Genomic DNA, 14,658 nt, shown 5'->3' on the forward strand with positions numbered 1-14,658 from the left:
ATGAGCGAACATAAATGGTATGCAATCCAAACTTATGCAGGTAGTGAAATGGCTGTCAAAAAAGCCATTGAAAATTTAGTTAAAGATAATAAAATCGAGGAGCGATTAAAAGAAATTGTCGTTCCAACTGAAGATGTGATTGAATTTAAAAATGGTAAGGAAAAAATTAGCGAAAGAAGTTTGTATTCTGGTTATGTTTTTGCAAATTTGGACCTAGATACAGAGCTTTGGCATCGCATTCAGTCTTTACCAAAAGTGGGGCGTTTTATAGGCGAGTCCAAAAAACCCACGCCTTTAAGTGAGAAGGATATTAGTTTAATTTTAGAAAAAGCTTATAATAAAGCTGCTCCTAAACCTAAAATTTCTTTTGAAGAGGGAGAAAATGTAAGGATTACGGAGGGACCTTTTGCGAATTTCACAGGTATAGTGGAGGAGTATGATATGGTTCGTGGTTTATTGAAGCTTAATGTTTCTATTTTTGGGCGTTCGACACCAGTAGAAATTTTGTATTCTCAAGTTGAGAAAGTCATTTAAATTTTTTTAAAGGAGATTGGTTATGGCTAAAAAGGTCGTAGGCGAAATTAAATTGCAAATCGCTGCTACAAAAGCGAATCCATCACCTCCTGTTGGTCCAGCTTTAGGTCAGCAAGGTGTTAATATTATGGAATTTTGTAAAGCTTTTAACGAAAGAACAAAGGATATGGCAGGTTTTAATATCCCTGTTGTAATTACAGTTTATGCAGATAAAAGCTTTACTTTTATTACTAAACAGCCTCCTGCTACGGATTTGATTAAAAAAGCAGCGGGTATTAGTAAAGGTGCGGACAACCCACTTAAAAATAAGGTTGGTAAGCTAACTCGTGCGCAAGTTTTGGATATAGTAGATAAAAAACTTGCGGATTTGAACACTAAAGATAGAGACCAAGCTGCTAAGATTATTGCGGGTTCGGCTCGTTCTATGGGTGTTGAAATCGTAGATTGATAAATCCTTACCGCTGGGATTAAGGCGGTAGCACTTTAAATGCGGAGAAAATAATGGCGAAAATTACAAAAAGATTAAAAGAATTAACGAAAAAGATTGATTCTGAAAAAAATTATGTTTTAAATGAAGCGGTAGATGCTGTAAAAACTCTTGCTTCAGCTAAATTTGATGAGACAGTTGAGATTGCTTTAAAGCTTAATGTTGACCCAAGACACGCTGACCAAATGGTGCGTGGTTCGGTAGTTTTACCTGCTGGAACGGGTAAGAAAGTCCGTGTGGCTGTGATTGCTAAAGATGCAAAAGCTGATGAAGCGCAAGCTGCTGGAGCGGATATAGTAGGAAGCGATGATTTGGTGGAAGAAATTCAAAAGGGTAATATGAATTTCGATGTGTTAATTGCAACACCAAATTTAATGGGACTTGTGGGTAAAGTTGGTAGAATTTTAGGACCTAAGGGTTTAATGCCAAATCCTAAAACAGGCACGGTAACTATGGATGTGGCACAAGCTGTGCATAATGCAAAAAGCGGACAGGTAAATTTCCGCGTTGATAAGCAAGGAAATATCCACGCAGGACTTGGAAAAGTAAGCTTTACAAAAGAAAAACTTTTGGAAAATATTAGCACCTTTGTTAAGGCGATTAATAAGCATAAACCAGATGCTGCAAAGGGAAGATATATTAAAAACGCTGCACTTTCTTTAACGATGAGTCCTTCGGTTAAACTTGATGTGCAAGAGCTTTTAGATATGAAATAAGAGTTGCAAATGCAACTCTTATAAATAAACATTTGAGAGAATTTTTTTCTTTGAGATGTTTATTTTAGATTGAAGATAGCCGAGGTCTTTGGACTTAAATGAGAAATCGCTCTGCTTGAAATCTCAATCGGAAAGGAGAAGATGTGACTAGAAGCGAGAAAGTAGAAGTTATCGCTAAGCTTGAAGAGGGTTTTAAAGCAAGTGAAGCCATTGTGGTATGTAACTACAAGGGACTTAGCACAAAAAAACTTGAAGAGCTTAGAAATAATGCAAGAGAAAATGGTGTTGAAGTTAAAATCATTAAAAACACTTTGGCTAACATTGCTCTCAATAATTCCGGTAAAACAGGTTTAGTTCTTAAAGATACAAACATTTATCTTTGGGGCGAAGACCAGTTGAGCGTAACTAAAGTCGCGGCAAAATTTGAAGAAAATAATGATTTGTTTCAAATTAAAACCGCCTTTATTGATGGCGAAGTTGCAGATGTCGCTAAGGTTAAAGCTTTGGCTAAAATGCCTTCACGCAATGAGTTGCTTGCTATGCTTTTGCAAGTTTGGAATGCGCCGATTACCAATTTTACCATTGGTTTAAATGCGTTAAAAAATAAAAAAGAAACAGAAAATTAATAAAAGGATTAAAAATGGCAATTTCTAAAGAAGATGTATTAGAATATATTTCAAATTTAAGCGTTCTTGAGTTATCAGAACTTGTAAAAGAATTTGAAGAAAAATTTGGTGTTTCAGCAGCTCCTGTGATGGTAGCTGGTGGTGCTGTTGCTGGTGGTGCTGTTGCTGCGGCTGAAGAAAAAACTGAATTTGATATCGTTTTAACTGATAGTGGTGCGAAGAAAATTGAGGTTATTAAAATTGTTCGTGCTCTTACAGGTCTTGGACTTAAAGAGGCAAAAGATGCAGTTGAGCAAACTCCTTCGACTTTAAAAGAGGGTGTTGCTAAAGCAGATGCTGAAGAGGCTAAAAAACAACTCGAAGAAGCTGGTGCTAAGGTAGAGTTAAAATAAGCTTTAATGTTTAAGGGAATTGATTGCAAATTCCCTTTTTTACCTAAATTTTTTAGGTCTTCTTTTTAAATTTACAAATTTACCAATGAGGTATAGATATATGTTAAATAATAAATTAGGAAATCGTTTTAGGGTAGATTTCTCCAATATTTCCAAACAAATTGAAATTCCAAATCTTCTTCAATTACAAAAAGCAAGTTTTGATTATTTTTTAAATCTTAGTGATACAAAAAGCGAAAGCGGTATAGAGAAAGTGTTTAAATCCATTTTTCCTATCCACGACCCACAAAATAGACTTTCATTAGAATATGTAAGTAGTGAAATAGGTAAGCCAAAATATACCATAAGAGAATGTATGGAAAGAGGGCTAACTTATTCGGTAAATTTGAAAATGAAAATTCGTCTTACTCTTCACGAAAAAGATGAAAAAACAGGTGAAAAAGTTGGCATTAAGGATATTAAAGAACAAGAGATTTTTATACGCGAAATTCCTTTAATGACAGATAGAGTTTCTTTTATCATTAATGGTGTTGAAAGAGTTGTGGTTAATCAGCTTCATAGAAGTCCGGGTGTTATTTTCAAAGAGGAAGAAAGCTCCACGGTGGCAAATAAGCTTGTTTATACTGCTCAAATCATTCCAGATAGAGGCTCGTGGTTATATTTTGAGTATGATGCCAAAGATGTGCTATATGTTAGGATAAATAAAAGAAGAAAAGTGCCTATAACTATGCTTTTTAGGGCTTTAGGATATAAAAAACAAGATATTATAAAATTATTTTATCCTATCCAAACCATTCATGTGAAAAAAGATAAATTTTTAACGGAATTTAACCCAAATGATTTTGTTGATAGAGTAGAATATGACATAAAAGATGAAAAAGGCAAGGTTGTTCATCCAGCTGGTAAAAGATTAACAAAAAAGAAAATTGAACAGCTTGTTAAAGATGGATTAAAATGGGTGGAATACCCTTTAGAAGTTCTTATAAATAGATATTTGGCAAGTCCTATTATCGATAAGCAAAGTGGAGAGGTGATTTTTGACTCTTTGACTTTGATTGATGAGGGTAAGCTGACTAAAATCAAAGAGCAAAAAAGTTTTGATATAGCAAATGATTTAGCTAATGGCGTGGATGCGGCGATTATTAATTCTTTTATGCAAGATAGTGAAACTCTAAAATTACTTAAGCAAAGCGAAAATTTAGAAGATGAAAACGATTTGGCGGCGATTAGAATTTATAAGGTTATGCGTCCGGGTGAGCCTGTGGTTAAAGATGCGGCTAAGGCTTTTGTAAATGATTTATTTTTTAATCCAGAAAGATATGATTTGACTAAAGTTGGTCGTATGAAGATGAATCATAAATTGGCCCTTGATGTGCCTGAGTATATTACTGTTTTAACAAATGAGGATATCATAAAAACTGCAAAATATCTTATAAAAGTTAAAAATGGTAAAGGATATATTGATGATAGAGACCATTTGGGTAATCGTCGTATCCGCTCTATCGGTGAACTTTTGGCTAATGAGCTTCATTTAGGACTGACCAAAATGCAAAAAGCGATTAGAGATAAATTTAGCTCTTTAAATGCGGATTTAGAGAAGGTTATGCCTTATGATTTGATTAATCCTAAGATGATAACAACAACAATTTTAGAATTTTTTACGGGCGGGCAATTATCGCAATTTATGGACCAGACTAATCCTCTTAGCGAAGTTACACACAAACGCCGTTTGTCCGCACTTGGTGAGGGTGGCTTAGTAAAAGAAAGAGCTGGTTTTGAGGTGCGTGATGTGCATGCAACTCATTATGGTAGAATTTGCCCTGTTGAAACTCCAGAAGGGCAGAATATAGGACTTATCAACACTCTTTCAACTTATGCAAAAGTGAATGAGCTAGGCTTTGTTGAAGCACCTTATAAAAAAGTCGTTAATGGCAAGGTTAGCGATGAAGTGGTTTATCTTACTGCCACTCAAGAAGAGGGTCTATTTATTGCTCCAGCTTCGACAAAAATCGATGCAAAAGGAAATATTGTCGAGGAATTTGTGGAGGCAAGACAAGATGGTGAAACCATCCTTGCAAGAAGAGAAGAGGTTCAATTAATCGACCTTTGCTCTGGTATGGTTGTGGGCGTAGCAGCTTCTTTGATACCTTTCTTAGAGCACGATGACGCAAATAGGGCATTAATGGGTTCAAATATGCAACGCCAAGCTGTGCCACTGCTTACTTCTTCTGCACCTATAGTGGGAACTGGTATGGAAAGAATTATTGCAAGGGACGCGTGGGAGGCTGTTAAGGCTAAGCGTGGGGGAGTGATAGAAAAGGTTGATAATAAAAGCATATTTATTTTAGGTGAAGATGAAAAAGGTCCTTTTATCGACCACTATAGTCTAGAAAAGAATTTAAGAACAAATCAAAATACTAATTATGTTCAACATCCTATCGTTAAAAAGGGTGATGTGGTCGAAGCGGGGCAGGTTATAGCCGATGGTCCTAGTATGGACCAAGGTGAACTTGCTATAGGCAAAAATGCCCTTATCGCTTTTATGCCTTGGAACGGTTACAATTATGAGGATGCCATTGTTGTGAGTGAAAGAATTATCCGTGAGGATACTTTTACAAGTGTGCATATTTATGAAAAAGAAATTGAAGCAAGAGAATTAAAGGACGGCGTTGAGGAAATTACTAAAGATATTCCAAATGTTAAAGAAGATGATGTTGCCCATCTTGATGAAAGCGGTATTGCAAAAATTGGAACTCATATAAAGCCGGGTATGATTTTAGTGGGTAAGGTTTCTCCTAAAGGGGAAGTAAAGCCTACGCCAGAGGAAAGGCTTTTAAGAGCTATTTTTGGAGAAAAAGCTGGGCATGTTGTTAATAAATCTTTATATGCTACTGCTTCCTTAGAGGGTGTGGTTGTTGATGTGAAAATTTTCACTAAAAAAGGTTATGAAAAAGATGATAGAGCCTTAAAGTCTTATGATAAAGAAAAAATGGCTTTAGAAAAAGAGTATCACGACAGACTTTTAATGATGGATAGAGAGGAAATGCTAAGAGTTTATGCTCTTTTAGCTAAGGCACCTTTAAATAGTGAGCAAAAAGTAGGTAGTAAGAGCTATAAAAAGGGGCAAAAAGTTGCTAGGGAGGATTTAGAAAAAGTTAATCGTTTTATCTTAACAAGCCTCATAAAAGCTTATTCTAAAGAGATACAAAAGCAGTATGATGATTTAAAAAATCACTTCCAAGATGAAAAGAAAAAGCTTAAAGCCGAACACGATGAAAAGCTTGAAATTTTAGACAAAGATGATATCTTGTCAAGTGGGGTTGTTAAACTTGTTAAAATTTACATTGCGACAAAAAGAAAACTCAAGGTTGGCGATAAAATGGCGGGACGACACGGAAATAAAGGTATCGTTTCTACCATAGTGCCTGAGGTGGATATGCCTTATCTTCCAAATGGTAAAAGCGTTGATATTGCTTTAAATCCGCTTGGTGTGCCTAGCCGTATGAATATCGGGCAAATTTTAGAGAGCCATTTGGGACTTGTGGGCTTAAAACTAGGTGAGCAAATCCAAGAAATTTTTGATAAAAAGCAAAAAGATTTTGTTAAGACTTTACGCAAGAAAATGCTAGAAATTTGTTCTATCCCGCGTCTTGCAAATGAAAAAGCCTTTGTTGAGGGCTTAAACGATGATGAGCTTTTAAACTATGCAAGAGATTGGAGTAGGGGTGTGAAATTTGCTACTCCTGTTTTTGAGGGGGTTAATATAAAGGAATTTGCCAAACTTTTTGAAATGGCTAAAGTGGATATGGACGGCAAAACAGAACTTTATGACGGACGCACTGGGGAGAAGATTGCTGAGCGTGTGCATGTAGGATGTATGTATATGCTTAAACTTCATCACCTTGTCGATGAAAAAGTGCATGCAAGAAGCACAGGACCTTATAGTCTTGTAACACAACAGCCTGTGGGTGGTAAGGCACTTTTTGGAGGACAGAGATTTGGAGAAATGGAAGTTTGGGCTTTAGAAGCTTATGGAGCTGCACATACTTTGCGTGAAATGCTAACAATAAAATCCGATGATGTTGAAGGGCGTTTTAGTGCCTACAAGGCTTTAACTAAGGGAGAAAATGTCCCAGCCACAGGCATACCTGAAACCTTTTTTGTTTTAACCAACGAGCTTAAATCTTTGGCTTTAGATGTTGAGATTTTTGATAAGGATGAAGAGAATGAGTAAATTTAAAGTAATAGAGATAAAAGAAGAAAATCGCCCTAGAGATTTTGAAGCGTTTCAGTTAAGATTAGCCAGTCCTGAGCGTATTAAATCTTGGTCTTACGGTGAGGTTAAAAAACCTGAAACGATTAATTATCGCACTTTAAAACCTGAAAGAGATGGACTTTTTTGTGCAAAAATTTTTGGGCCGATTAGAGATTATGAGTGTCTTTGTGGTAAATACAAAAAAATGCGCTTTAAGGGTGTAAAATGTGAAAAATGCGGTGTTGAAGTTGCAAATTCTAAAGTGCGTCGCTCTAGAATGGGGCATATCGAGCTTGTAACACCTGTGGCTCATATTTGGTATGTTAATTCTTTGCCAAGTCGTATAGGAACGCTACTTGGTGTTAAGATGAAAGATTTAGAGCGCGTATTGTATTATGAAGCCTATATAGTGGAAAATCCGGGTGAAGCTTATTATGATAATGAAAATTCTAAAAAAGTTGAATTTTGTGATGTTTTAAACGAAGAGCAGTATCAAAGCTTAATGCAACGCTATGAAAATACTGATTTTAAAGCTAGAATGGGTGGTGAGGTCGTTCGCGATTTGCTTGCAAATTTAGATTTAGTTGCTTTGCTCAATCAGCTTAAAGAGCAAATGCAATCAACCAATTCCGAAGCGAAGAAGAAGACGATTGTTAAGCGTTTGAAGGTGGTGGAGAATTTCTTAAATTCTAATCTAAATACTAATATTAATGGCGAAGATGCTGTGCCAAATCGTCCTGAGTGGATGATGATTACAAATTTGCCTGTTTTACCACCTGATTTGCGTCCTTTGGTAGCTTTAGATGGAGGAAAATTTGCGGTAAGTGATGTCAATGATTTATACCGCCGCGTGATAAATAGAAACACCCGTCTTAAAAAGCTTTTAGAGCTTGACGCTCCAGAAATTATTATAAGAAACGAAAAAAGAATGCTTCAAGAAGCAGTTGATGCGTTATTTGACAACGGACGCCGTGCAAATGCCGTTAAGGGTGCAAATAAACGCCCTTTAAAATCTTTAAGTGAAATTATCAAAGGAAAGCAAGGGCGTTTTAGACAAAATTTGCTAGGAAAAAGGGTGGATTTCTCAGGTCGTAGCGTTATCGTTGTGGGACCTAAGCTTAGGATGGACCAGTGTGGTTTGCCTAAAAAGATGGCTTTAGAGCTTTTTAAACCACATCTTTTAGCTAAACTTGAAGAAAAAGGCTATGCGACCACTGTTAAACAAGCAAAAAAGATGATAGAAAATAAAACAAACGAGGTTTGGGAGTGCCTTGAAGAGGTGGTTGAGGGGCATCCTGTGATGCTTAACCGTGCGCCGACACTACATAAGCTTTCCATTCAGGCATTTCACCCTGTTTTGGTTGAGGGTAAGGCGATTCAACTCCACCCTCTAGTTTGTGCAGCGTTCAATGCGGACTTTGATGGGGACCAAATGGCTGTGCATGTGCCACTTTCCCAAGAAGCCATAGCAGAATGTAAAGTTTTAATGCTTTCTTCTATGAATATCCTTTTGCCAGCAAGTGGAAAGTCTGTAACTGTGCCTTCTCAAGATATGGTTTTAGGAATTTATTATCTTTCTTTAGAAAAAGTTGGGGCAAAAGGGGCGCATAAAATTTGCACAGGTATTGATGAAGTGATGATGGCAATGGAGTCAAATTGTCTTGATATTCACGCTAATATCCAAACGATTATTGATGGGCGTAAGTGTGCTACTACGGCGGGGCGTTTGATAATTAAGTCAATCTTACCTGATTTTGTGCCTGAAAATATGTGGAATAAAGTTTTAAAGAAAAAAGACATTGCGGCTTTAGTCGATTATGTTTATAAGCAGGGAGGTCTGCATTTAACTGCGAGTTTCTTGGATAAGCTTAAGAATTTAGGTTTTGAGTATGCGACTAAGGCGGGAGTTTCTATTTCCATAGCGGATATTATCGTGCCAAATGAAAAGCAAAAAGCTATTGATGAAGCGAAAAAGCAAGTTAGAGAAATTCAAAATTCTTATAATCTAGGCTTGATAACTTCCGGCGAAAGATATAATAAGATTATAGACATTTGGAAAAGCACAAATAACATTTTATCCAAAGAGATGATGGAGCTTGTGCAAAAAGATAAAGATGGTTTTAACTCTATCTATATGATGGCAGATAGTGGTGCTAGAGGTAGTGCGGCACAAATTTCGCAGCTTGCGGCGATGAGAGGCTTGATGACTAAGCCTGATGGTAGCATTATTGAAACACCTATTATTTCAAATTTCCGCGAAGGGCTTAATGTGCTTGAGTATTTCATCTCAACACACGGAGCTAGAAAAGGACTCGCTGATACCGCACTTAAAACGGCAAATGCTGGTTATCTTACAAGAAAGCTCATAGATGTGGCACAAAATGTTAAGATTACAACTTATGATTGTGGCACGCACGAGGGTATTGAGATAAACGAGATTACAGCGGATAGCTCCATAGTGGAAACTTTAGAAGAAAGAATTTTGGGTAGGGTTTTGGCTGAAGATGTGATTGACCCTATTACAAATTCTGTTCTTTTTGCTGAGGGAGCTTTAATCGATGAAGAAAAGGCTAGAGTGCTTAGTGAGAGTGGGATTAAGAGTGTAAATATACGCACCCCTATTACTTGCAAAGCAAAAAAAGGAATTTGTGCAAAATGCTATGGGGTCAATCTTGGCGAAGGTAAGCTTGTAAAGCCGGGTGAAGCAGTTGGTATCATCTCAGCGCAATCCATCGGTGAGCCTGGGACACAGCTAACTCTTAGAACTTTTCATAGTGGTGGAACGGCTAGCACAGACTTACAGGATAGACAAGTAAGTGCGCAAAAAGAGGGCTTTATAAGATTTTATAATCTTAAAACCTATAAAAATAAAGAGGGTAAAAATATCGTTGCAAATCGTAGAAATGCGGCGATTTTACTTGTGGAGCCAAAAATCAAAGCACCATTTAAAGGAACTATTAGCATAGAAAGCATTCACGAAGATGTGATTGTTTCGATAAAAGATAAGAAAAAAGAGGCTAAATTTATATTAAGAAAATATGATTTGGCTAAGCCAAATGAGTTAGCTGGTGTGAGCGGAAATATAGACGGAAAGCTTTATTTGCCTTACCAAAATGGCAGTGAAGTCAATGAAAATGAGAGTATAGTGGAGGTGATTAAAGAGGGCTGGAATGTGCCAAATCGTATTCCTTATGCAAGTGAAATTTTAGTCAAAGATGGCGATCCTATCGTGCAAGATATCAAAGCGGGTGAAACAGGAACTTTGAAATTTTACATTCTTAAAGGCGATGGTTTGGATAGGGTGCGTAAGGTTAAAAAAGGCGATATAGTTAAGGAAAAAGGCTTTTTTGTTGTCATTGCAGATGAGAATGATAGAGAGGCAAAAAGGCATTATATCCCTAGAGAATCTAGAATAGAATTTGATGATAGTGCGGTTATAGACGATGTGAATGCCATTATAGCTAGTGCGGCAAAAAAAGATAAAAGCGTGATAGCCGAGTGGGATGCGTATAATAATACTATCATAGCGGAGATTGATGGGGTGGTGAGCTTTGAGGATATTGAAGCTGGATATAGTGCAGATGAGCAGTTAGACGAGGCGACTGGTAAGCGTTCTTTGGTAATCAATGAGTATTTACCAAGTGGAGTTCGCCCGACCTTACTTATAGCTGGAAAGGGAGATAAAGTTGCGCGTTATCAGCTTGAGCCAAAAACGGTGATTTTTATCCACGATGGAGACAAAGTTTCACAAGCTGATGTTTTAGCTAAAACGCCAAAAGCGGTGGCTAAATCTAAAGACATCACAGGTGGTTTGCCGCGTGTAAGTGAGCTTTTTGAGGCGAGAAAGCCTAAAAATGCCGCTGTGATAGCAGAGATTGACGGAGTTGTGCGTTTTGACAAGCCTTTGCGTTCTAAAGAAAGAATTATTATTGAGGCAGAAGATGGTTCAAGTGCAGAATACCTTATCGATAAGTCAAAGCATATCCAAGTGAGAGATGGCGAATTTATCCACGCTGGAGAAAAGCTTACAGACGGCTTGATTTCAAGCCACGATGTGCTTAAAATTTTAGGCGAAAAGGCTTTGCATTATTATCTTATTAGCGAAATTCAGCAAGTGTATCGCGGACAGGGCGTTGTGATTTCTGATAAGCATATCGAGGTAATTGTTTCTCAAATGTTAAGGCAGGTAAAGGTGGTAGATAGTGGGCATACTAAATTTATCGAGGGCGATTTGGTTTCACGCCGTAAATTCCGCGAAGAAAATGAAAAAATCGTCAAAATGGGCGGTGAGCCAGCCATAGCAGAGCCTGTGCTTTTGGGTGTTACCAGAGCGGCGATAGGAAGTGATAGTGTGATTTCAGCGGCATCTTTCCAAGAAACAACTAAGGTTTTAACCGAAGCAAGTATAGCTGGTAAATTTGATTATTTAGAAGATTTGAAAGAAAATGTTATACTAGGTCGCATTATACCTGTTGGAACAGGACTTTATGCAGAGGAAAATTTCAAACTTCAAGAAAAATGATTTTTAGCCCTTTATTTTAAGGGCTAACTTAAACTATTCTTATTTTCAACTAATTCTAAGAAAAATTTAGATAAAATCCCAAGTTTATTACATTTTAAGAAAGGAATGATTGTGCCTACCATAAATCAATTGGTTAGAAAAGAGCGCAAAAAAGTTTTGGAAAAGTCCAAATCTCCAGCGCTTAAGAATTGTCCACAAAGAAGGGGAGTTTGCACTAGGGTTTATACTACAACCCCTAGGAAGCCAAACTCAGCATTAAGAAAAGTTGCCAAAGTAAGGCTTACTAGTGGCTTTGAAGTGATTAGCTACATCGGTGGTGAGGGTCATAACTTGCAAGAACACAGCATTGTTTTAGTGCGTGGTGGTAGAGTTAGAGACTTACCGGGCGTTAAATATCACATCGTGCGTGGTGCTTTAGATACGGCTGGTGTTGCCAAGAGAACTGTTTCTCGTTCTAAGTATGGTGCGAAGCGTCCAAAAGCTGCCGCGAAGTAATTTTTAAAACAGGCAAATCCGTTAGATTTGATTTTGTTTGAGTAAAATTTTAAATTTGAAGGAAAAATAATGAGAAGAAGAAAAGCTCCAGTAAGAGAAATCTTACCTGATCCGATTTATGGGAATAAAATCATTACAAAATTTATCAATTCTTTAATGTATGATGGTAAAAAAAGCACTGCGACAACTATACTTTATGGTGCTTTAGAGGCTATCGATAAAAAAGGCGGAGAAAAAAAAGGCATTGACATTTTTAATGAGGCAATCGAAAATATCAAGCCTTTGCTTGAAGTAAAATCTCGCCGTGTGGGTGGTGCGACTTACCAAGTGCCTGTTGAAGTGCGTCCTGCTAGACAGCAAGCCTTAGCTATCCGCTGGATTATTTCTTTTGCAAGAAAAAGAAGCGAAAGAACGATGATAGAAAAATTAGCAGGCGAATTAATGGATGCTGCGAATTCTAAAGGCGCTTCTTTTAAAAAGAAAGAAGATACTTATAAAATGGCTGAAGCAAATAAAGCTTTTGCACATTATCGTTGGTAGGAGGCTAAGATGTCAAGAACGACTCCCTTAAAAAAAGTTAGAAACATAGGTATTGCCGCTCACATTGATGCGGGTAAAACAACGACAAGTGAAAGAATTCTTTTTTTCACAGGTATGAGTCATAAGATAGGCGAGGTGCATGATGGTGCTGCGACTATGGACTGGATGGAGCAGGAAAAAGAAAGAGGGATTACTATTACTTCTGCTGCGACAACTTGTTTTTGGAAAGACTTTCAAATAAATCTTATAGACACTCCGGGACACGTGGATTTTACTATCGAGGTGGAGCGTTCTATGCGTGTGTTAGATGGTGCTGTTTCGGTGTTTTGCTCAGTAGGTGGGGTGCAGCCTCAAAGTGAAACAGTGTGGAGACAAGCAAATAAATATGGCGTTCCAAGAATTGTTTTTGTTAATAAAATGGATAGAATAGGTGCAAATTTTTTCAATGTAGAAGACCAAATTCGCAACCGTCTTAAAGCTAATCCTATCCCTCTTCAAATTCCTATCGGTGCAGAAGATAATTTCAAAGGTGTGATTGATCTTGTAACAATGAAAGCACTTGTTTGGGAAGATGAGAGTAAGCCGACAGATTATGTAGAGAAAGAAATTCCAGCTGAACTGAAAGAAAAAGCTGAAGAATATCGTGTCAAAATGATAGAAGCTGTCAGTGAGACAAGTGATGAGCTTATGGAGAAATATTTAGGTGGCGAGGAATTAAGCCTTGAGGAAATTAAAGCAGGGATTAAAGCAGGGTGTTTGAGTTTAAGTATTATACCTATGCTTTGCGGAACAGCTTTTAAAAATAAGGGAATTCAGCCTTTGCTTGATGCAGTTGTGGCATATTTACCAGCTCCTGATGAAGTGGCGAACATTAAGGGTGAATATGAAGATGGCACAGAAGTGTCGGTAACTTCAACTGATGATGGCGAATTTGCAGGACTTGCGTTTAAGATTATGACGGACCCTTTTGTGGGGCAACTTACCTTCGTGCGTGTCTATCGTGGAAGCCTTGAAAGTGGTTCTTATGCTTACAATTCTACTAAGGATAAAAAAGAGCGTATAGGAAGACTTTTAAAGATGCACTCTAACAAAAGAGAAGAGATTAAGGTTCTTTACGCAGGGGAAATTGGGGCTGTTGTAGGGCTTAAAGATACTCTTACTGGTGATACTTTGGCAAGTGAAAAAGATAAGGTTATTTTAGAAAGAATGGACTTTCCAGACCCTGTTATTTCTGTGGCTGTTGAGCCTAAAACTAAAGCAGACCAAGAGAAAATGTCTATCGCACTTAATAAACTAGCGCAAGAAGATCCAAGCTTTAGGGTTTCGACTGATGAAGAAAGCGGACAAACCATCATTTCTGGTATGGGTGAGTTGCACTTGGAAATTATCGTTGATAGAATGCTTAGAGAATTTAAGGTCGAAGCTGAAGTTGGACAACCACAAGTTGCTTATAGAGAAACTATAAGAAAGGCTGTTGAGCAAGAATATAAATATGCTAAACAATCAGGTGGTCGCGGTCAATACGGACATGTATTTTTACGCCTTGAGCCTTTGGAGCCTGGTAGTGGTTATGAATTTGTCAATGATATTAAAGGTGGTGTGATTCCTAAAGAATATATCCCAGCCGTAGATAAAGGTGTGCAAGAAGCTTTGCAAAATGGTGTTTTGGCAGGTTATCCTGTGGAAGATGTGAAAGTTACAGTGTATGATGGAAGCTATCACGAGGTGGATTCTTCTGAAATGGCATTTAAACTTGCTGCCTCTATGGGCTTTAAAGAGGGTGCTAGAAAAGCTGGTGCTGTGATTTTAGAGCCTATGATGAAAGTGGAGGTTGAAACTCCTGAGGATTATATGGGCGATGTGATTGGTGATTTGAATAAGCGTCGCGGACAGGTTAATTCTATGGACGAAAGGGGCGGTAATAAAGTCATCACAGCGTTTTGTCCTTTGGCTGAGATGTTTGGCTACTCGACAGATTTGCGTTCTCAAACTCAAGGAAGGGCAACTTATTCTATGGAATTTGACCATTATGATGAAGTGCCTAAAAATGTTTCTGAAGAGATTATTAAAAAGAGAAACGGATAGGGGTGT

10 protein-coding genes are annotated in these 14,658 nt (G+C 37.6%); all 10 read left to right on the forward strand.

Features of this window, described 5'->3' with window-relative positions; genetic code table 11:
• The 10 genes from nusG to fusA all read left to right on the forward strand — a co-directional run bounded on the left by nusG (position 1) and on the right by fusA (position 14,652).
• Positions 1 to 534, forward strand: coding sequence for a transcription termination/antitermination protein NusG (gene nusG / locus CHELV3228_RS01775; RefSeq protein ID WP_082199258.1), 534 nt, complete (start codon positions 1 to 3; stop codon positions 532 to 534).
• 22 nt (positions 535 to 556) lie between these two features.
• Complete coding sequence (rplK, locus tag CHELV3228_RS01780) at positions 557 to 982, forward strand: 50S ribosomal protein L11 (RefSeq protein ID WP_082199259.1); 426 nt, start codon at positions 557 to 559, stop codon at positions 980 to 982.
• A gap of 53 nt (positions 983 to 1,035) precedes the next feature.
• Positions 1,036 to 1,737, forward strand: a complete 702-nt coding sequence (rplA, locus tag CHELV3228_RS01785; RefSeq protein WP_082199260.1) for a 50S ribosomal protein L1 — start codon at positions 1,036 to 1,038, stop codon at positions 1,735 to 1,737.
• A 143-nt stretch (positions 1,738 to 1,880) separates the two neighbouring features.
• On the forward strand, positions 1,881 to 2,363 hold the full coding sequence (gene rplJ, locus CHELV3228_RS01790) for a 50S ribosomal protein L10 (RefSeq protein WP_082199261.1): 483 nt from the start codon (positions 1,881 to 1,883) through the stop codon (positions 2,361 to 2,363).
• A 14-nt stretch (positions 2,364 to 2,377) separates the two neighbouring features.
• On the forward strand, positions 2,378 to 2,755 hold the full coding sequence (gene rplL, locus CHELV3228_RS01795; RefSeq protein WP_082199262.1) for a 50S ribosomal protein L7/L12: 378 nt from the start codon (positions 2,378 to 2,380) through the stop codon (positions 2,753 to 2,755).
• Positions 2,756 to 2,855: 100 nt separating this feature from the next.
• Entirely contained in the window at positions 2,856 to 6,989 is a 4,134-nt protein-coding gene (gene rpoB, locus CHELV3228_RS01800; RefSeq protein WP_082199263.1) for a DNA-directed RNA polymerase subunit beta, read from the forward strand.
• Positions 6,982 to 11,532: a DNA-directed RNA polymerase subunit beta' gene (gene rpoC, locus CHELV3228_RS01805; RefSeq protein WP_082199264.1), complete on the forward strand. Its 4,551-nt coding sequence runs from the start codon at positions 6,982 to 6,984 to the stop codon at positions 11,530 to 11,532. Before rpoB ends, rpoC begins: the two co-directional genes overlap by 8 nt.
• 111 nt (positions 11,533 to 11,643) lie before the next feature.
• Positions 11,644 to 12,027: a 30S ribosomal protein S12 gene (rpsL, locus tag CHELV3228_RS01810; protein WP_082199265.1), complete on the forward strand. Its 384-nt coding sequence runs from the start codon at positions 11,644 to 11,646 to the stop codon at positions 12,025 to 12,027.
• 69 nt (positions 12,028 to 12,096) lie between these two features.
• Positions 12,097 to 12,567, forward strand: coding sequence for a 30S ribosomal protein S7 (rpsG, locus tag CHELV3228_RS01815; RefSeq protein ID WP_082199266.1), 471 nt, complete (start codon positions 12,097 to 12,099; stop codon positions 12,565 to 12,567).
• Positions 12,568 to 12,576: 9 nt separating this feature from the next.
• Positions 12,577 to 14,652 (forward strand): elongation factor G, encoded by a 2,076-nt coding sequence (fusA, locus tag CHELV3228_RS01820; RefSeq protein ID WP_082199267.1) that lies wholly within the window; start codon positions 12,577 to 12,579, stop codon positions 14,650 to 14,652.
• The last annotated feature ends 6 nt before the right edge of the window (positions 14,653 to 14,658 follow it).

Origin of the sequence: Campylobacter helveticus, from assembly GCF_002080395.1 — a bacterium.
In the GTDB taxonomy this organism is placed as follows: Bacteria; Campylobacterota; Campylobacteria; order Campylobacterales; family Campylobacteraceae; genus Campylobacter_D; species Campylobacter_D helveticus.